This window comes from Streptomyces griseorubiginosus, assembly GCF_036345115.1.
GTDB lineage: Bacteria > Actinomycetota > Actinomycetes > Streptomycetales > Streptomycetaceae > Streptomyces > Streptomyces griseorubiginosus_C.
This window is the reverse complement of the sequence record NZ_CP107766.1, coordinates 9,253,522-9,271,921: the sequence shown is the minus strand read 5'-3', so window position 1 is coordinate 9,271,921 and position 18,400 is coordinate 9,253,522. Positions and strand designations below refer to the sequence as shown.

The following is an 18,400-nucleotide window of genomic DNA, read 5'->3' as shown; positions in this document are numbered from 1 at the left end:
GGGCGGGCCGTCATTTGGGCAGTCCGGTCGTCCGCAGTGACAGACCGTCTCGAGAAGGCCTTGAAGCGGAACACAGTGTGGGTTGACCTGCGGGTTCCGCGGGGCGGAAAGTGAACGCCATCCCCAGCAGGATCCGAACCGCAAAGGTCCGCGCGGTATCCGCAGCGTGCTGGGGCGACTTCCACCCAGACCACACCATCGAGCGGAGCGATCTCATGCGCATTCCGAAGCGCGTCGCCGTGATCGGTGCCGGCAGCATGGGCAGCCAGGCCATGTGGCGACTGGCCGCCCGCGGAGCCGAGGTCATCGGCTACGACCGCTACGCACCGGGTCACGACCGAGGCGCGGCCGGGGGCGAGAGCCGGATCTACCGAGCCGCCCACCTCGGCGAGCCCGCGTACATTCCGCTGCTGCGGCTGGCGGACCGGATGTGGGAGCAGCTCCAGGCGGAGACGGGCCGGTCGCTGCGACGCCGCAGCGGCAGCCTCGTGATGGGAGAGGCCTCCTCACCGTCCATGCGCCTCCTCGTGTCCACCAGCGCCGCCCATGGGCTGGATCACGAGGTCCTGGACCGGGAGGAACTCGGACGCCGCTACCCGCAGCACCGGCTCCCGGAGGGACACACCGCTGTCCTCGACCGGTTGGGCGCCGTCATCAGGCCGGAGGCGTCGATCCAGGCCGCCGCCGCCCGTGCCGAACAGCTGGGCGCCCGGCTGCACCGCTACACCACGGTGCGCGAGGTCGTCCCCGTGGCGGCCGGCGGGGTGCGGATCGTCACCGACCTGGGCACGGACCACGTGGACGCCGCCGTGGTGACCGTGGGCCCCTGGATCAACACCCTGCTCCCGGACCTCCCCCGGACCGTCGACGTCCGCCGGGTGGTCTGCTCCTGGCACCTGCCCACCCGCCACGACTGGTTCGCGGGCGGTGCCCCTTCCTTCGTGCGCGCCGCACCCCACGACTGCTTCGGGATCCCGTCGCCCGACGGCATCTCCGTCAAGCTCGGTCTCTCCTTCAAGTACCACGCGCCGGTGCCCGAGCCCGATCGGCTCGAACGCACCGTCCGCCCCGAGGAACTCGGTGTCTTCCGCGAGCTCATCGGGGAGCTCATGCCCGACCTGAACCCCGACCCCATCAGGACGTCGGCCTACATGGAGGGCTACACGGAGTCCGGAAACCCGCTCGTCGGTCATCTCCCCGGCGAGGACGACATCATCGTCATGGCCGGGTTCTCCGGCAGCGGTTTCAAGTTCTCGCCCGCGATGGGAGAGATCGCCGCCGACCTGGCGCTCGACGGCACCACGCAGCTCCCTGTCGACTTCCTTGCTCCGGCAGGAGTCGGAGCCGCCTGATCCACGGCGGGTGCCGACGTCATCACCCCACTCCCGACGCCTTTGTCGTGAGCATGCCTAAAAAGGGCCGTCCTGGCCCGGCCCAGTTCCCCGACGCAAGAAAGTGGAGCACTTCCATGCCCATTCCCTCGTTCCAGTTCCGCCCGAAGTACGTCTCGTTCGACTGCTACGGCACGTTGATCGAGTGGCCGATGACGCCCATCACGCGTGAACTCGTCGGCGACCAGATCCCCGCCGAGCACTGGGACCAGTTCGTCAAGGAGTTCCGCGGCTACCGCTACGACTCGGTCCTCGACAAGTACTACCCCTACGAGCAGACGCTGCAGGCCGCCTTCGAGCGCGTCTGCCGCAAGTGGGGCGTCAAGGCGGCCCCGGACGCGGGCAGGCGGCTCGCCGACGGCGTGCGCAGCTGGGGCCCGCACGCCGACGTGCCGGAACCGCTGAAGAAGATGGGCGAGAACTACAAGCTGGTGATCCTCTCCAACGCCGACGACTCCTTCCTCGCGGAAAGCGTGCCGCGGCTGGGCGCCGACTTCCACGCCGTCTTCACCGCCGAGCAGGCCGGCTACTACAAGCCCCGCTACGCCGCGTTCGAGTACATGCTCGACCAGCTCGACGCGTCCCCCGAGGACTTCGTGCACGTCTCCTCGCACACCCGCTACGACCTGATGCCGATGCACGACATGGGCTTCCGCAACCTCGTCCTGCTGGACCGCGGCTGCGACCCGGTCACCCACGGCTACGACTACGTGACCGTCAAGTCCCTGGACGAGCTCAACCAGATGCTCGGCATCTGACGCGCGACGCGCACCCGCCGACCACCCCCCGCCCGATCCGCACGTCGTCCCCGCAGCACGGATTCCCCGTATCCCCGTATCCCCAGGAGGCACCGCCATGGAAACCAACCGGACAGGCCGCAGCAACGTATTCCGCACCGCAGGCGCCGTGGCCGCCGCGATGCAGGTCAACAGACACCTGAGCATCCCGATCGCCACCACCGCCCTGGCCCTCGCGCTCGCGGCGTGCGGGGCGACCGGCACGGCAGAGAACGCGGCGGCGAAGGGCACGACGCAGGGCGGGGGAGCCGGCGCGTCCGCCGAGCACACCGACGACATCTCGGTGGGCGTGAAGCCGGACGAGAACGCGGTGAAACTGCTGCCCGCGGCGGTGAAGGCCAAGGGCAAGCTCTCGGTGGCCATGGACCTGTCGTACCCGCCCACCACGTTCATGGCATCGGACAACAAGACCCCGATCGGGTTCAACCCGGACATGTCCCGGCTGATCGCCGCCAAGCTCGGCCTGAAACTCCAGATCAACAACGTCAAGTTCGACACCATCATCACCGGACTGCAGGCCGACCGGTACGACTTCACCGCCTCCACCATGGGCGCCACCAGCGACCGGCTGAAGGTGCTCGACATGGTCGACTACGTCAACTCCGGGACCGGGGTGTCCGTCCCCTACGGCAACCCGCAGAAGCTGGGCACCCACACGCTGTGCGGGCACCGCGTCGCCGTCCCCTCCGGCAGCACCGCGGAGCTCCAGTGGCTGCCCCAGCTGTCCGAGCAGGACTGTACGAGCAAGGGCAAGCCGGCCATCAAGCCGGTGTCCCTGCCCAGCGTGAACGACGCTCTGACCCAGCTGGTCTCCAAGCGGATCGACGCGGTGATGTACGACTTCATCTCGCTCGAGTGGGCGGCCGCGCAGCAGCCCAAGACGTTCGACGTCCTCAGGCCCCTGGTGGCCACCAAGCCCGCGACCGTCGCGCTGAAGAAGGACTCGCCGCTGACCCCCGCGGTGAAGGCCGCCCTCCAGTCGATCATCGACGACCCCAAGTACACCCAGGCGCTGGAGCGCTGGGGTCTCAAGGACCTCGGAATCAAGACCGCGGCCATGGCCGTCCCGCAGGACTGACATGTCCACGGATCTGATCGGTACGAAGACCGGGAGCCGACCGATGTCACCACTGCGGGCCGAAGAAAAGAAGCGGATCACGCCGAAACGACCGCGCGACTACGTCGCCTGGGCCGTCGCGATCGCGGTCGTCGCCGGTCTGGTGTGGACCGCGGTGACGAACGAGAACTATCGCTGGCCGGTGGTGTTCAGCTACTTCACCACCGAGACCATCCTCAACGGCCTGCTGATCACGCTTCTGCTGACCGCGGCGAGCATGGCCCTGGGCACGCTGCTCGGGCTGGTGCTGGCGGTGATGCGCATGTCGCACCAGCGGCCCGTCTCCGGGCTCGCACAGCTCTACATCACCTTCTTCCGCGGCACCCCGGTGCTCGTGCAGCTGGTCTTCTGGTTCAACATCGCGGCGCTGTACCCGCACCTCTCGATCGGCATCCCGTTCACCGACATCTCCACGCCGGTGAACGTGAACGCGATCATGACGCCGATGACCGCGGCCATCGTGGGGCTGACGCTCAACCAGGCCGCCTACATGTCCGAGATCATCCGCGGCGGGTTCGCCTCGGTCAGCCGCGGACAGCACGAGGCGGCGGAGTCCCTGGGCATGTCGGGGTTCACCAAGCTCCGGCACGTGATCATCCCGCAGACCATGCCGGCGGTCATCCCGGCCACCGGCAACCAGGTGATCGGCATGCTCAAGGAGACCTCGCTGGTGAGCGTGCTCGGCGTCGCCGACCTGCTGAACAGCGCACAGTCGATCTACGCCCGCAACTACCAGACGATCCCGCTGCTGATCGTGGCCAGCCTCTGGTACCTGATCATGACGCTGGTGCTGAGCGTGCCGCAGTCCATGATCGAGCGCCGTTTCTCCCGCTCGACCCGGGCGCGGCTGACGCCTGCCGCCACGTCGGCCGAACCAGGGGCGGCCCAGCCAGTTCCCACCACGAGGGAGTCCCTGCTGTGAACGCCGACGGAACGATCGTCGCACGCAAGCTGTGCAAGAGCTTCGGACGTCACCAGGTCCTGCGTGACATCGACCTGACCGTCGCGGCCGGGGAGATCTCCTGCATCATCGGACCGAGCGGATCGGGCAAATCGACCCTGCTGCGGTGCATCAACGGCCTGGAGACCGTCGACCGCGGAGTCCTACGGGTCAACGGCGAGGACTTCGGCTACGTCGAGAAGGACGACGCCTACCACGCCGTACGCCCCAAGCGGCTGGCCGAGCAGCGCACCCGCATCGGCATGGTGTTCCAGCAGTTCAACCTGTTCCCGAACATGACCGCCGAAAGCAACGTCATGTCCGGACCGGTGCTGGTGCAGAAGAAGGACCGCGCCACCTGCCGGGAGCAGGCACAGGAGCTGCTGGCCAAGGTCGGCCTCAAGGGCTGTGGCCACAAGTACCCCGCTCAACTCTCCGGCGGTCAGCAGCAACGCGTGGCCATCGCCCGCGCGCTGGCGATGGAACCCACCATCATGCTGTTCGACGAACCCACCAGCGCGCTGGACCCCGAGCGCGTGGGCGAAGTACTCGCCGTCATGCGCGACCTCGCCGGCAACGGAATGACCATGCTGCTCGTCACCCACGAGATGGGCTTCGCCCGCGAGGTCGCCGACGAAGTGCTCTTCATGGACGAAGGCATCGCAGTCGAGCGCGGCGACGCCCGCGAAGTGCTGGCCAACCCCCGTGAGAAACGAACCCAGGCCTTCCTCGAAAGGGTCCTGTAGAAGCGGCTCGGACTGACGTGACGTCCGCGCCCTGCGGGTCCCGGTCCTCAACGCCCTCCAGTCAGACGTCGATCCGACCGTCGCTCACATCGCCGTCGGCCGGGCCCCTGGTGCTGCCCGGCCGCGCCTCCCTCGAAACTCCCCGCTAAGGACCCGACATGAAGACGATTCCCTACTGGATAGAAACTGCCGGGGCGTTTCCCGACCGATCCGGCAAGCCGCTGACCGAGGACACCGACCTGGTGGTCGTCGGCGCTGGCCTGACGGGTCTGTCCACCGCCCTGCACTCCGCCCGCAAGGGCGCCCGCGTCACCCTCGTCGAGAAGGGCCAGATCGGCTCCGGTGCCTCCGCCCGCAACGGCGGTATGGCCAACCTGGGCTTCACCATCGGCGTGGGCCAGGCCATCCGCCGGTACGGACTGGAGCGGGCCCGCGAGATCTACAACTCCTACGGCGAGGCCGTGGACACCGTCGAGCGGCTCGTGCACGAGGAGTCCATCGACTGCCAGTTCCGCCGCGTCGGACGGCTGGGGGTCGCGTCCCGCCCCGCCCACTTCGAGAGCAAGAAGGCACAACAGCGTCTCCTGGCCAAGCACTTCGGACACGAGACGACTCTGATCGGCAAGTCCGAGCTGCGGTCCGAGATCGGCTCCGACGCCTACCACGGCGGCCTGCTCGACCCGTTCAGCGCGGCCCTGCACGTCGGCCGCTTCGTGCGCGGTATGGCCGAGGCGTGCGAGCGCGCCGGTGTCGAGATCCACGAGCGCAACGCGGCCATCGGCGTACGGCGTACCGCCGCCGGCCGGTTCGAGGTCAGCACCGAGCGCGGTGTCATCCGTGCCGGGCAGGTCATGATGGCCACCGACGCCTACACCGACAAGAACTTCCCGTGGCTGCGCCGACAGCAGGTCTGCGTGGGCAGCTTCATCATCGTCACCGAACCGCTCGGCGAGGAGCTCGCCCGGGACATCATCCCCAAGGCCCGCCTCATCGTCGACTCCAACAAGGTCTGCCACTACTTCCGGCTCACCCCGGACAACCGGCTGCTGTTCGGCGGCCGTGCCCGCTTCGCACCGTCCGACCCCACCTCGGACAAGAAGAGCGGGGCCGTCCTGTTCCGTGAGATGTGCGGGATCTTCCCCCAGCTCTCCCGCACCAGAATCGAGTACGTGTGGGGCGGCTCCGTCGGCTTCGCCATGGACCGCATCGTGCACGCCGGGCAGACCGAGGACGGCGTCCACTACTCCATGGGATACGCCGGCCACGGCGTGCAGATGGCCACCCACATGGGTCACGTCATGGCCGAGGTGCTGGACGGCCACCCCGAGGCCAACCCCGTCCGCGACATCGCACCGCCTCGCATCCCCCTCTACAACGGCACGGCCTGGTTCCTGCCCTTCGCGGGCGCCTACTACAAGACGCTCGACCGCATCCGCTGACCGGTCGGCAGCCTCTCTACACCTACAAGGAGACCCACGATGACTGTCGTCCGTAATGTTCCCAAGCAGCTGTTCATCGGCGGCGATTGGCAGGACGCGGAGTCCGGCCGGACCCTGTCCGTCGACAACCCGGCCACCGGCGAGGAACTGTGCCAGATCGCCGACGCCTCACCGGCCGACGGCCGGCGTGCGGTCGAGGCGGCGGTCGCCGCGCAGGCCGCCTGGGCCGCCACCCCGCCGCGCGTGCGCAGCGAGATCCTGCGCCGCGCCTACGACATCATCATCGCGCGCACCGAGGACCTCGCGCTGCTGATGACCCTGGAGATGGGCAAGCCCCTGGCCGAGGCGCGTGCCGAGGTCGCCTACGGCGCGGAGTTCTTCCGCTGGTTCTCCGAGGAAGCCGTGCGTATCGACGGCGGCATGATGACCGCCCCCGACGGAAGGAACCGTCTGCTGGTCGCCCGTCAGCCCGTCGGCCCCTGCCTGCTCATCACCCCATGGAACTTCCCCCTGGCGATGGGCACCCGCAAGATCGGCCCCGCCGTCGCCGCCGGCTGCACCATCGTCCTCAAACCCGCCCCCCAGACTCCCCTGACCAGCCTCGCCCTGGCGGAGATCCTCACCGAAGCGGGCCTGCCGGCCGGTGTGCTGAACATCGTCACCACCACCGACGCCGCCGGTGTCGTCGAACCCCTCCTCCGCGGCGGGAAGATCCGCAAGCTCTCCTTCACCGGCTCCACCCAGGTGGGGCGGATCCTGCTGGCCCAGTGCGCCGACACCGTCATCCGCACCTCCATGGAACTGGGCGGCAACGCACCCCTCATCGTCTTCGACGACGCCGACCTCGACGTGGCCGTCGAGGGCACCATGGTCGCCAAGATGCGCAACATGGGCGAGTCCTGCTGCGCGGCCAACCGCATCTTCGTCCACACTTCCGTCGCCGACGAGTTCGCCCAGCGCCTCACCGCCCGCATGTCCGCCCTCACCGTGGGGCCCGGCACCGAACCCGGCACCGACGTCGGCCCCCTCATCGACCTCGCCGGCCGCAGCAAGGCGCACGACCTGGTGCGGGACGCCGTCAAGCGCGGCGCCACCGCCCTGACCGGCGGTGAACTCCCCGAGGGACCGGGCTGCTTCTATCCGCCCACCGTCCTCACCGGCATCGCACCCGACTCCGCGATCATCGACAACGAGATCTTCGGCCCCGTCGCCGCGATCCGTACCTTCGAGACCGAGGACGAGGCCGTCGCCGCCGCCAACGACACCGAATTCGGCCTGGCGGCCTACCTGTTCACCCAGAACCTGGACCGCGCCCTGCGGGTCGCCGAACGCCTCGAAAGCGGCATGATCGGCATCAACACCGGGCTGGTCTCCAACCCCGCCGCGCCCTTCGGCGGCGTCAAGCAGTCCGGCCTGGGCCGCGAAGGCGGACTCGTCGGCATCGACGAGTTCCTGGAGTACAAGTACATGGCCGTCCCCGTCGGAGCCTGACATGCGCGAGCGACTCGTCGTCCTCTACCGCGGCAACCGGCCTCCCGCCGCCGCACGCATCGAAAGCCTCGCCGACACCGTCTACGCCACGGAGGAGGAACTGCCGTACCTCCTCCCCGGCACCGACGTCCTCCTGGCCTGGGTGACCATCACCCCGGCCATCCGGGAGGCGTGGCCCGACGATCCGCAGAAGGCACCCCGTTGGGTCCACGCGTCCTCGGCGGGAGTGGACTCCTTCCTCTTCCCCACCCTGGTGGACGATCCGGGCGTAGTCCTGACCAACGCCCGCGGGGTCTACGAACAGCCGACCGCCGAGTACGTCCTCGGCCTGATCCTCGCCCTCGCCAAGGACTTCCCCGGCACGTGGGAGCACCAGCGGCGCCGTGAGTGGCGTCCGCGCCCGAGTGACGGCATCACCGGGCGCACTGTGCTGGTCTGGGGGACGGGGCCGATCGGCCGGGCCATCGCCCGGCTGCTGCGCGCCGTCGGGATGCGGGTGAGCGGTGCGGGCCGCAAGTCCCGCACGGACGATCCCGACTTCGGCACTGTTCACGGTGCGACGACCCTGCGCTCCGCCCTGACAGAAGCGGACTACGTCGTCCTGGCCGCCCCCCTCACCGAGGGCACCCGGGGCATGGTCGACGCCCCCGTGCTCGCCGCCATGAAGCCGGGGGCGCGGCTGATCAACGTAGGCCGGGGCGGACTCGTCGACGAGGAGGCGCTGGTCGACCACCTCGCCGCCGGACGGCTCGCCGGCGCGGCCCTGGACGTGTTCGCCCGGGAACCGCTGCCTGCCGAATCACCCCTGTGGGACATGCCCGGCGTGATCATCTCCCCGCACACGGCGGGCGAGACCACCAGCGAGCGGGAGGCGCTCGTCGAGGTGTTCCTCGACAACTTCGCCCGGCACATCGAGGGTCGGCCGCTGCGCAATGTGGTGGACAAGCGGCGCGGATACGTGGTCGACGACCCGCGCCCCGCCTGAAGGCGAGTAGCACGCCTTTCTCTCTGAATCAAAATGGGACCGGGCGGTAACCGCCCGGTCCCATCACCCATACCGCGCCGCGGAGCCGGGTCTATGAAACGGTCACGTAGATCTTGCGCACGGTTTCGATCGTCTTCCAGACACCGACGTAGCCCGGCTTCATGACAAAGCTGTCGCCTGCCTTGTAGATCACCGGCTCGCCGCCTTCCGGAGTGAGTTCGATGACGCCGGACAGGATGTGGCAGAACTCGAAGAGCTCACCCTTGATCGAGTGCGTCTCGCCGGGCGTGGCTTCCCAGACGCCCGTTTTGATCGTTTCCCCGCGCGCGGCGTCCTGCGCCCAGGTCTTGTAAGTCGGGTTACCGGAAATCAGGCGTTCCGGCAGCGGGCCGGACTCCTGGGGCGCGAAGGAGGGGGCGGGATCGATGGTCTTCAGGAGCGACATGCTTTTCCTCCAGTGGATTTGACAACGACGGAAATCGGAAGCGGACATACCAGGCATCACCGGGCCGGGTTCGACCAGACTCATCGCCCCTCTCGGAGCAGGGCCTGACGGCTGCCGCCACGGGTGCTGGCTCCAACACGAAGCGAAATGCCGTGCGATCGGCGTCGAAGGCGACCTGACGGGCGGCCTCGGCAAGCTCCGGATCGACCGTGCCGGGCACGATGCCGGAACCGGCCTGCACCGGTGGTGTGGAGCGTGCGACTGCCCCGGCCCATCGAGTATTTCTGACGCCCCGCAAGGAGCCCATGCGTGATCTGTCCGTCGCGGCCACGCTGTTCGGACGTTGTGTCAGGCGGGAGGCCACGGCTTCGCTGCCGGCCACACGGCTCGGGAGAGTACGCCACACGGCGGTCCACACATGCATGGCGGCCAGGGTCTCGGCCTCCGCACGCCGGGCAGCGTCCGCCTCGGCCGGATAGTTGCCTACTGCGCGGATCCGGGCGTGGCGTGCCGTGGAACCGGCTAGGAGCAGGCACGTGGAGGTGTCCGCCAAGCCTGGCAGCGGCACGATGAGGCGCTGGATCCGGCGTCGAGCACGACGCTCCCCGGCTTGACGTCTTCGCCGAGAGTAAGCCGAGGCCGCCCCACGGCCGCCACAACTACGTCCGATGCCCGTACGGTCGCGGCCAGATCGGTCGTACGGGTGGGGCCGTGGGTGAACGTGGCGTCCCGGGTGGGCAGGAGCATCGCGACCGGCTTGCCGGGGACCGTCCTTCGACCCACGACGACACCGGCCCGAAGCCCATCGCCCCGAGGGAGCTCAACCGTACGGGGTGCCGAAGCCGGATCTTCACCCCCCACCGTTGCCGGCCGAGGCGTCACACCGACACGCGGCGCAAGCTCTGCCGCCTTGCCTGATGTCCCCCCGACGATGCGTCGGGCATTCGCGCTGCGCCCGGCGCCGACAGCCGATCGCTGATCCTGCGGTCAGGACCGGGCTGCTGGTGCCGCAGCGCGGGCCCGGTGCGCGCGGATCTCGTCATGGTGGTCGGCGGCCCAGCCGATCAGGGATGTCACGATCTCGTGGAGGCCACGCCCCAACGGAGTGAGGGAGTACTCGACGCGCGGTGGAACCTCCGCGTAGGCGGTGCGGGTGATCAGACCGTCCTCGCGGAGCTGGCGGAGCGTGAGGGTGAGCATCCGCTGGGAGATTCCGGGGACCTGGCGCTGCAGGTCGGTGTAGCGCAGCGGGCCGGCCTCCACCACCGCGATGAGCAGCAGGCTCCACTTGTCGCCGACGCGGTCGAGGACCTGCCGGATGAACTCCATGTGCTCGGCGGGGATGCTGGCACAGGGCCCCACCGCCGCCGCGCCGCCCGAACTGCCGCTGACCTCCATGACGCACATTCCTCTCCGGCACGAACACCGATGTGCCTTTTGTATCGACTTCCATACTGGCCCATCATGGCGCTACACACAAAACGTAGGAATCAAAGCGTAGGCACGGGAGGCGCGTCATGAAGGTCGACATCTGGGCCGAGGTCACCTGCCCCTGGTGCGGGCTGGGCAGCCACCGTCTGGACCGTGCCGTGGAGCGGTTCGAGCACGGCAATGAGGTGGAAGTCGTCCACCACTCGTTCCCGCTGAGCAGTTCCTTCCCCGTGGGTGAGACGTTCGGCGTCCGTGACGCGCTGCTGCGCCGGTACGGCATGGGCGGTTCCCAGGCGGAGGCGTCCACGCGTCGGATCGAGGCGCTGGCCGCGGCCGAGGGGCTCACCCCCTACAAGGTGTTGGACAACCTGGTCGGCAACACCGACCTGGCGCACGAGTTCCTCGCCCACGCCTCCGCCGAGGGCAGGAACCGCGAGGCCTGGGACGCGATCTTCCGCGCCTACTTCGGCCAGGCCCGCCCCGTCTTCACCATGGACGACCTGCTCGGCCTGGGCCAGGAGATCGGCCTGGACCGCGAGGGCACCCGCCGGGCGCTCACCGAGCACCGCTACCAGCGGCAGGTGAGCGACGATGCCGCCCGCGCCCAGCGCCTGGGCGCCACCGGCGCGCCCTTCATCGTCGTCGACGGCACGTACGGCATCCCCGGGGCCCAGGACAGCGACGGCCTTCTCCACGTGTTGCGCACGGCCTGGGACGCATCCCACCCGCTCACCCTGGGCACCGACGGCGACGCTGCGGTCTGCGGCCCCGACGGCTGCGCCGTACCGGCCGGCAGTTGACCTCCACCGGTCACCCCCCGACCCACCCTTGATCGTTTCGAAAGGCTGACTTCCCCATGTCCTACCTGCTGCACATCGACGCCTCCTCGCTCGACGCGGCATCCGTCTCCCGTCAGGTCGCCCGGTCCTTCCGTGACGAGTGGCAGGGCGCGGTCGTCCACCGCGACCTGGCCGCCTCCCCCGCCCCGCACCTCAGCGCGGCCGGCATCACCGCCCGCACCACCGACCCCGCCGAGCACACCCCCGAGCAGGCGAAGGCCATGGCGGTCCAGGACGAGCTGATCGAGGAGTTCCTCGGCGCCGACGCCTACCTGTTCACCGTGCCGCTGTACAACCTCACGATGCCGTCCGTGTTCAAGGCATGGCTGGACCAGATCATGGTCGCCGGACGCACCCTGAGCTTCGACGGACCCCCTCCCACCCTCGGCCGCCCCGCCACGGTGATCTCCGCACGCGGCGGCGGCTACGGCCCCGGCGCCCCCAAGCACGGCATGGACCACCTGGTGCCCACGCTGGAAACCGTCCTGGGCCACCCGACCAACCTCGGCCTCGACCTGACGACGGTCCTGCCCGAACTGACCATGGCCCCGCACGTGCCGATGATGGCTCCGCTGCTTCCGATGCACGAGGCGTCCCTGACCAAGGCGCACGACGAGGCCCGCCGCCTGGGCTCTGCCCTGACCGGCCGGCCGACCGCCTGATCCACCCCTGAACCGCCCGAAAGGCGTTTGATCACCATGAGCAACTTCCTGGTCCTCGGCGGCAGCGGCCGCACCGGCGCCCACGTCCTGGAGCACGCCGCCCGGCGCGGCCACCACGTCCGCGCCCTCGTCCGCAACCCCGACAAAGTGCGGGCACCGGCCGGCGTCGAACTGATCCAGGGCACGCCCGCCAACATCGATGACCTCCGCAAGGCCGCCGAAGGCACCGACGCGGTGATCAGCGCGCTGAACAACTCCCGCACCTCCGACAACCCGTGGGCCAAGCCGGTCAGCCCGCCGATGTTCATGACCGACGCCACCCGCAACACGCTCACCGTCATGGGCGAACAGGGCATACCCCGCATCGTGCTGACATCCACGCAGGGCGCCGGTGATGACTGGGCGCGGCTCAACCCGCTGGTCAAGGCGTTCATCAACCGGTCGAACATCAAGGCGGGCTTCGAGGACCACACCGGCGTCGACCAGCTCGTCCGCGCCTCGTCCGGCATCGACTGGACCCTGGCCCGCGCCGTCACCCTCACCGACAAGCCCCTGAGTGGTCCCGTACGGGCAGCCGAGGCCGGCACCGAAAAGCCCGGCGCACGGATCAACCGCGCCGACCTCGCCCAGTTCCTCGTCCAGACGGTCGAGGACGACGCATGGATCCGCAGAGCCCCCCTCGTCTGGAACACACGAGGAGCCGGAGCGGCACCTGGTGAACAACGCGGTAGGGGCAGCGCCTGACGGCGCCGCCCATGGCTTTGGAGCCCGGCTGTACCTCAAGCTCGGACTTGATCCCGTGGTGAGGGATGCATCCACGTGGCTGAGAGGGTTGCTGACGAGGGCTATCCGTGCCCGCCACAGCCCAGCAGAAGGCCACACCAGAAGGTGTCCCCCTCATGCTCGTGCCGGAAGGCGTCCACTTCGATGGGCGGCGCGTTCAGGGGTCGTGGGCATCCGTGCGGACAGTGGTACATCTTGGCGGGCGGCAGGGTCGGGGCCGCATCCGCCCCCGGCCGGTGGCGCCGAAGTGGGCCTCGACGGTGCCTGCGCGGTCGTGTTCGCGACGACGCAGGCGGTGACGGCCGGGCGGCAGCCGGGGGAGTGCCGGTGTGCCACTCCCCCGGTCGCTTTCCGTCGTGCGGCGGCCTCGCGGCGGCCGTGGACCAAACGGGTCGGTTCGTCCGCGCGTTCGTGCCTCTCTGGACCTTCATCCAGCTCTTGCCGTCGGGCAGTTGGCCGCTTCCCGCCGGGGGCTTCTGATAGAGCACCTGCCGCACGATCCGCTGTTCGAGCTGCCGGTCTCGCTGTCCCACGTGCATGCGGCTCGTGCCGTTCCGCAGGTCCAGTACGCCGGAACCGGTGATCGTCTCGCTGGTGCCGCCCGCTTCGACGGTGGTGGCCAGCTCGATACGGGCCCTCTTCGCCTGCGTGGTCTTCTTGTTGGTCGCCTGGACGACCCGGGCGGGCGAGGAGTGCGGCTGGCCATGCCCCACCTCCCGCCGGGAGCGTACACACACCGCGTGCCGGGGGGTGGGGTGCACCTGCGGAGAAGGCGCCGGGTCTCCCCCGGACGCTCAGTCCACCGGCTCCAGGTGGGTCAGGACTGAGGCGTCCTCCTCGATGAGCGGCGTGAGGGCGGTGTTGAAGGGGCCGCCGTAGGGGGCCTTCAGATGGGTTCGGAAGGCCTCCTCGTCCCGGTACGCCTCGAAGATCCAGAAGGCCCGCGGGGCCTCCGACTTGGTGTACACGTCGAAAGCGAGGTTGCCTTCCTCCGCACGGACCTTCAGGGCGTACTCCCTCAGCAGGCGGGCGACTTCGGCCGCCGCTCCCTCGCGGGCGGTGAACTCGGCGTACAGGGTCTTCGTCATGACGCCGCGTCCTCACGGCTGATCTTCTTCGCGCCGGTCATGATGGCCACCGCGTCCTCCATCGAGTACGCGTCGGGGGTGATGACGCCCGCGCAGCCGCCGAGGCGCTGGATGTGGATGCGGTCGGCGACCTCGAAGACGTTCGGCATGTTGTGGCTGATGAGGATGACGCCGAGGCCCTGGTCGCGCAGGTCGCGGACGAGCTTGAGGACCTGGCCGGTCTCGCGGACGCCGAGCGCTGCGGTGGGTTCGTCGAGGATGACGACCCGGCCGCCGAACACCGCGGTCCGGGCCACGGCCACCGACTGGCGCTGGCCTCCGGAGAGCGTCTCCACCGCCTGGTTGATGTTCTGGAGCGTGCCGATGCCGAGCCGCTTGATGTGGTCGGCGGCCTGCTTCTTCATCTCGCCGGTGTCGAGCATGCGGAACACCGAGCCGAGAATGCCCTTGCGGCGGATCTCGCGGGCGAGGAAGAGGTTGCTGGCGATGTCCAGGGCCGGAGCCACCGCCAGGGTCTGGTAGACGGTCTCGATGCCGGCGTCCCGGGCGTCCTGCGGCCCCTTGAAGGTGACCTCCCTGCCCTCGACGCGGATGCTGCCCCGGTCCGGGACGAGGGCCCCGGACAGGCACTTGATCAGGGTGGACTTGCCGGCGCCGTTGTCGCCGATGACGGCGAGGACCTCGCCGGGGTGCAGGATGAGGTCGACGTCGTTCAGGCCGACGACCCGGCCGAAGACCTTGACCAGGCCCTTGGCCTCGAGAACGGGGGCGGTGGCGGTCGTCACGACTTCACACTCCGGATCCACTGGTCGACGGAGACAGCCGCGATCACCAGGACGCCGACTGCGAGGACTTGGTAGTTCGGGTCGATCCCGGCCAGGGCGAGACCGTTGACGAAGACCTGGACGATGAGCGCGCCGATCAGCGACCCGAACACCACGCCTCGTCCGCCGAACAGGCTGGTGCCGCCGATGACCACGGCGGTGATGGACTGGAGGTTGGCGTTGAGACCGCTGTTGGGGTCGCCGCCGCCGACCCGGCCGACCAGGACCCAGGCCGCCACCGCGATGGTGACGCCGGCCAGCATGTAGGCGCTCAGCAGCACCCGGTTGACGGAGATGCCGGCGAGCCGGGCGGCCTCGATGTCGTCGCCCACGGCGTACAGGTGACGGCCCCAGGCGGTGTAGCGCAGGGCGTAGCCGACCACCGCGTACAGGGCGATCATCAGGAGGACGCCGTACGTCAGGTTCAGCTGGCCGATGGCGATCGTCTGGCCGCTCCACATCAGGAGGTTGCCCGGCTGGAGGGAGATGGTCTGGCCCTTGGCGTAGATCAGGGTGATCGCGGTGAAGACGCTGAGGGTGCCGAGGGTGACGATGAACGGCGGCAGTTTGACCTTGGTCACCAGCAGTCCGTTGACGGCCTGTGCGGCGACCGCGACGACGGCTCCGGCCAGCAGGGCGAGTCCGCCGGGCCAGCCGCTGTCGGCGACCAGCTTCGACATCAGCAGAGAGGCGAGCACCATAACGGCGCCGATCGACAGGTCGATGCCCGCGGTCAGGATGATCACCGTCTGGCCGACGGCGAGCGTCCCGATGACGGCCACCTGCTGGGCCACCAGCGAGAGGTTCTGGAGCGCGTAGAAGCGGTCGTTCACCAGGGAGAACACGATGGCTGCGAGCACCAGCACGATCGCCGGGCTGAGCGCCGGCTGGCGGTGCAGCACCGAGTGGACGCGCTGGCTGAGGGTGGCGGGCCGGTTGAGGAACTCCTCCGCCGGTGCCGGTGTGGCTTGACTGTCCACGTGAGTGGTCACAGGGGGTCCTTCCGCTGTCTTCCCCGGTACGGCTCATGGTTCGGGTGGTGCGGGTGCGACGCCGGCGCGCTGACGGCCGCCGGCGTCGCACCGGGGTTCGGGCGTCAGCTGCCCCAGCAGGCGGACGCGGCCTGCTCCGGGGACTGCACGGTCAGGCCGCCCAGGGCCTTGTTCGCGACGAGGGCCGTTCCGGTGTCGTAGAACGACTTGCCGTTGGTGACGCTGGGCTTGCTGCCGCCGCGGGCCAGCTTCGCGATGGAACTCACGCCGAGGGCGGCCATCTTGCCGGGGTACTGCACGGCGTCGGCGGCGAACTTGCCGCTGGTGACGTTCTTCAGGCCGGAGCAGCTGCCGTCGATGGCGTAGATCGCGACGTTCTTCTCCTTGCCGGCGGCCTTGAGGGCGTTGTACGCGCCTTCACCGGCGGGCTCGTTGATCGCGTAGACGACGTTGATGTCCGGGTTGGCCGACAGACAGTTCTCCATCGCGGTGCGCCCGCCGTCGATGGCACCCTGGGTGGGCTGGTGGCAGGCGATGGTGTACGTGCCGCCCTTGCCGCCGGTGTACTTGCCGGACTTGGCCTCCTTGCCGTTCTCGGTCTTGCTGCCCGGGTCGATGCCCATGCCCTCCAGGAAGCCGTGGTCGCGCTGGATGTCGACGGAGACCACCTGGTTGTTGAACAGGTCGAGCATGGCGATCACCGCGGGCTTGCCGTCCAGGGCGGCGGCCGCGTACTGGCCGTCGAGCTTGCCGGCCTGCTCGTTGTCGGTCGCGTAGGTGATGTCGGCGGTGCTCGCCGGGTTGAGTGCGGTGTCGAGGGCGATCACGAAGAGGCCGGCCTGCTTGGCGCGGTTCAGGGCGGCGTTCACGGCGTCGCCGTTGGTGGTGATGAGGATGCCCTTGTCGCCGCGCGATATGGCGTTGTCGACGGCGGTGATCTGGGTCTGGGTGTCACCGTCGGAGCTGCCCGCCGCCACGGTCAGGTCCACGTTGTCCTTGGCGGCCTGGGCCTTGGCGTCCTTCTGCATGCTCACGAAGTAGGGGTTGGTGAGCGTCTTCAGGATCAGCGAGACCCCGACCTTGTCGCCGCTGCCCGCCGTGGAGCCGCTGTCGGAGGAACCGCAGGCCGCCAGCGTGACGCCGAGGCACATGGTGACGCCGATCGCTGCCGCACGGACGCGCGGACTGCGGCGGCCCGACACCTGGCTGCTGGAGAAGTTCATAGCTGATCCCTTTCGGAGCCGTCCCTTGGCCGACGCTGAGACAACGTTGACTGACGGGGATGCTGGACCCATATGGACGAGGGCGTCAAGGGGCTGGTAGACATACGTCGGCAACGAGTGAGTAACGCGCGACCCGGCTGGAGACAACGATGACTCAGGGCGAACCTCCGCCGCGGTCCCCCCGCAGCCGTCCCACGATGCGTGAGGTGGCGGCCCTGGCCGGCGTGGCGATCAAGACGGTCTCGCGTGTCGTCAACGGCGTCCCCACCGTGGACCCGGCGATCGTCGCCCGGGTCCGTGCGGCCGCCGACCAGCTGGGCTATCGGCCCAACCTGACGGCCAGCAGCCTGCGGCGCGGGGACGGTCGTACGGCCACCATCGGCATGCTCGTCGAGGACGCCGCGAACCCCTTCTCCGCCGCGCTGACCCGCACCGTCGAGAACGTGGCGCGGGAGCGCGGTGTGCTGGTGCTGGTCGCCAGTCTCGACGAGGACCCGGCCAGGGAACGGGAGTTGGCGCGGGCGCTCGTCGACCGCAGGGTCGACGGGCTGGTGATCGTCCCGGCGGGGCGCGACCAGAGCTATCTGATCAGCGAGCAGCGGTCCGGCACCTGCATGGTCTTCGTGGACCGCGAGGCCGGTCTGCTCGACGCGGACGCCGTGGTCTCCGACAACCGGCAGGGCGCGGTCACCGCCGTCGAGCATCTGCTGCGGGCGGGACACCGCCGGATCGCCTACCTCGGCGACCGGGCGTCGATCCCCACCGCCGCGCTGCGTTTCGAGGGGTACCGGCACGCGCTGGAGGTCGCGCACGTCAAGTGCGACGACGAGATCGTGCGTCATGTGGAGGCCAGTGAGGCGGCGGCGATGGCCGCGACCGAGGAGTTCCTGATGCTGCCGAACCCGCCGACGGCGCTGTTCACCAGCCAGAACCTGCTCACCATAGGGGCCGTTCGCGCCCTGCGCGCGCTGGGGTTGCAGCACTCCGTGGCCCATGTGGGCTTCGACGACTTCCCGCTGGCCGACATCCTCAGCCCGGGCGTCTCGGTCATCGCCCAGGACGTCGAACAACTCGGCAAGCAGGCCGCGGAGACGCTCTTCCGGAGGCTGGACGGTGACGAGGCACCCACCCGGACCGTCACCGTGCCGACCCGGCTGATCGAGCGCGGCTCCGGCGAGATCCCGGCGGGGGCGCCCGGGGGCTGAAC

At 69.3% G+C, this 18,400-nt stretch carries 19 protein-coding genes; 12 read left to right on the top strand and 7 right to left on the bottom strand.

The annotated features are described in order from the left end of the window. Positions 1-215 precede the first annotated feature (215 nt). The 8 genes from solA (at position 216) to OHN19_RS41720 (ending at position 8,906) form a co-directional block, all read left to right on the top strand. A complete protein-coding gene (gene solA / locus OHN19_RS41755) occupies positions 216-1,352 on the top strand; it encodes an N-methyl-L-tryptophan oxidase (protein ID WP_330269216.1) in 1,137 nt (378 codons plus the stop codon). A gap of 116 nt (positions 1,353-1,468) precedes the next feature. Next, complete coding sequence (locus tag OHN19_RS41750) at positions 1,469-2,149, top strand: haloacid dehalogenase type II (RefSeq protein ID WP_330269215.1); 681 nt, start codon at positions 1,469-1,471, stop codon at positions 2,147-2,149. A 97-nt stretch (positions 2,150-2,246) separates the two neighbouring features. Next, positions 2,247-3,266 carry an ABC transporter substrate-binding protein gene (locus tag OHN19_RS41745; protein ID WP_330269214.1) on the top strand — a complete coding sequence of 340 codons (1,020 nt, stop codon included), beginning with the start codon at positions 2,247-2,249 and terminating at the stop codon, positions 3,264-3,266. 43 nt (positions 3,267-3,309) lie between these two features. After that, the gene (locus OHN19_RS41740; protein WP_330269213.1) at positions 3,310-4,227 is read left to right on the top strand and encodes an amino acid ABC transporter permease; all 918 of its coding nucleotides are present in this window, start codon (positions 3,310-3,312) and stop codon (positions 4,225-4,227) included. Then, positions 4,224-4,991 carry an amino acid ABC transporter ATP-binding protein gene (locus OHN19_RS41735; RefSeq protein WP_330269212.1) on the top strand — a complete coding sequence of 256 codons (768 nt, stop codon included), beginning with the start codon at positions 4,224-4,226 and terminating at the stop codon, positions 4,989-4,991. The genes OHN19_RS41740 and OHN19_RS41735 overlap by 4 nt, the downstream gene beginning before the upstream one ends. A 158-nt stretch (positions 4,992-5,149) precedes the next feature. Next, a complete protein-coding gene (locus OHN19_RS41730) occupies positions 5,150-6,430 on the top strand; it encodes an FAD-binding oxidoreductase (protein WP_330269211.1) in 1,281 nt (426 codons plus the stop codon). 39 nt (positions 6,431-6,469) lie between these two features. After that, on the top strand, positions 6,470-7,921 hold the full coding sequence (locus OHN19_RS41725; RefSeq protein WP_330269210.1) for an NAD-dependent succinate-semialdehyde dehydrogenase: 1,452 nt from the start codon (positions 6,470-6,472) through the stop codon (positions 7,919-7,921). A 1-nt stretch (position 7,922) separates the two neighbouring features. After that, positions 7,923-8,906 (top strand): D-2-hydroxyacid dehydrogenase, encoded by a 984-nt coding sequence (locus OHN19_RS41720; RefSeq protein WP_330269209.1) that lies wholly within the window; start codon positions 7,923-7,925, stop codon positions 8,904-8,906. A gap of 91 nt (positions 8,907-8,997) precedes the next feature. On the opposite strand, the gene OHN19_RS41715 is transcribed toward OHN19_RS41720, so the two are convergent. From OHN19_RS41715 to OHN19_RS41705, 3 genes are all read right to left on the bottom strand, one after another. Continuing rightward, complete coding sequence (locus tag OHN19_RS41715) at positions 8,998-9,351, bottom strand: cupin domain-containing protein (RefSeq protein WP_330269208.1); 354 nt, start codon at positions 9,349-9,351, stop codon at positions 8,998-9,000. 522 nt (positions 9,352-9,873) lie between these two features. After that, positions 9,874-10,134, bottom strand: coding sequence for a hypothetical protein (locus tag OHN19_RS41710; RefSeq protein ID WP_419249564.1), 261 nt, complete (start codon positions 10,132-10,134; stop codon positions 9,874-9,876). A 204-nt stretch (positions 10,135-10,338) separates the two neighbouring features. Beyond that, complete coding sequence (locus OHN19_RS41705) at positions 10,339-10,749, bottom strand: helix-turn-helix domain-containing protein (protein WP_330269207.1); 411 nt, start codon at positions 10,747-10,749, stop codon at positions 10,339-10,341. Positions 10,750-10,868: 119 nt separating this feature from the next. Between OHN19_RS41705 and OHN19_RS41700 the strand changes: the two genes are divergently transcribed. The 3 genes from OHN19_RS41700 to OHN19_RS41690 are packed head-to-tail and all read left to right on the top strand — an operon-like array spanning position 10,869 to position 13,027. Then, positions 10,869-11,582 carry a DsbA family oxidoreductase gene (locus tag OHN19_RS41700; RefSeq protein WP_330269206.1) on the top strand — a complete coding sequence of 238 codons (714 nt, stop codon included), beginning with the start codon at positions 10,869-10,871 and terminating at the stop codon, positions 11,580-11,582. Positions 11,583-11,638: 56 nt separating this feature from the next. Further along, on the top strand, positions 11,639-12,283 hold the full coding sequence (locus tag OHN19_RS41695; protein WP_330269205.1) for an FMN-dependent NADH-azoreductase: 645 nt from the start codon (positions 11,639-11,641) through the stop codon (positions 12,281-12,283). Positions 12,284-12,319: 36 nt separating this feature from the next. Continuing rightward, on the top strand, positions 12,320-13,027 hold the full coding sequence (locus OHN19_RS41690) for an NAD(P)-binding oxidoreductase (protein ID WP_330269204.1): 708 nt from the start codon (positions 12,320-12,322) through the stop codon (positions 13,025-13,027). A gap of 833 nt (positions 13,028-13,860) precedes the next feature. Here OHN19_RS41690 and OHN19_RS41685 read toward each other — a convergent pair. The 4 genes from OHN19_RS41685 to OHN19_RS41670 form a co-directional block, all read right to left on the bottom strand. Next, the gene (locus OHN19_RS41685; RefSeq protein WP_330269203.1) at positions 13,861-14,154 is read right to left on the bottom strand and encodes a putative quinol monooxygenase; all 294 of its coding nucleotides are present in this window, start codon (positions 14,152-14,154) and stop codon (positions 13,861-13,863) included. Next, the gene (locus OHN19_RS41680) at positions 14,151-14,939 is read right to left on the bottom strand and encodes an ATP-binding cassette domain-containing protein (RefSeq protein WP_330269202.1); all 789 of its coding nucleotides are present in this window, start codon (positions 14,937-14,939) and stop codon (positions 14,151-14,153) included. Before OHN19_RS41680 ends, OHN19_RS41685 begins: the two co-directional genes overlap by 4 nt. Next, positions 14,936-15,970 (bottom strand): ABC transporter permease, encoded by a 1,035-nt coding sequence (locus tag OHN19_RS41675; protein WP_123758529.1) that lies wholly within the window; start codon positions 15,968-15,970, stop codon positions 14,936-14,938. The genes OHN19_RS41680 and OHN19_RS41675 overlap by 4 nt, the downstream gene beginning before the upstream one ends. A gap of 104 nt (positions 15,971-16,074) precedes the next feature. Continuing rightward, on the bottom strand, positions 16,075-17,193 hold the full coding sequence (locus tag OHN19_RS41670) for a substrate-binding domain-containing protein (RefSeq protein WP_330269201.1): 1,119 nt from the start codon (positions 17,191-17,193) through the stop codon (positions 16,075-16,077). A gap of 149 nt (positions 17,194-17,342) precedes the next feature. Here OHN19_RS41670 and OHN19_RS41665 point away from each other — a divergent pair, with 149 nt between their 5' ends. Next, entirely contained in the window at positions 17,343-18,398 is a 1,056-nt protein-coding gene (locus tag OHN19_RS41665) for a LacI family DNA-binding transcriptional regulator (protein WP_330269200.1), read from the top strand. Positions 18,399-18,400: the final 2 nt, after the last annotated feature.